The organism is Clostridium sp. MCC344, from assembly GCF_018785365.1.
Classification (GTDB): domain Bacteria; phylum Bacillota; class Clostridia; order Lachnospirales; family Lachnospiraceae; genus Pilosibacter.
In genome coordinates this window covers 1-361 of record NZ_WQPQ01000109.1, presented here as the reverse complement: position 1 = coordinate 361, position 361 = coordinate 1, and the positions used below count along the sequence as shown (strand labels likewise).

Genomic DNA, 361 nt, shown 5'->3' with positions numbered 1-361 from the left:
CCGGGGCTTATGTACGGAAAATGGCTCTGAACGGGTATATCCTGCACATCGACCTTACGCCCGTAAAAGAGCTGATCTCTCTGCAACGGCGCTGTTCCAACAATCTCAATCAGGTCGCCGTACACGCACACACCTATGGCGTGTACCCGGAGGAAATCGACGGATTGAAGCGGGACTATGAAAAGCTGTGGGGCGAGGTGTCAAAGGTGCTGCGGGAGCTTTCCGAGCTGGTGGCAAAGTAAGACGAGGGCGGCAGGCTTCCGTTGCGGGGCTTGCCGCCCTGCTCTTTTTTTACCACTTCGGGCCAGTATGACCCAAAAGTTTGGGACAGGATTTACTAATCTTTCGCAACATTTATGTC

1 protein-coding gene is annotated in these 361 nt (G+C 53.7%); it reads left to right on the top strand.

Annotation, left to right across the window (positions count from 1 at the left end; genetic code table 11):
* The coding region (locus GPK90_RS17980) for a MobC domain-containing protein (protein ID WP_215703598.1) at nucleotides 1-242 on the top strand (242 nt) is incomplete at its 5' end.
* Nucleotides 243-361 lie beyond the last annotated feature (119 nt).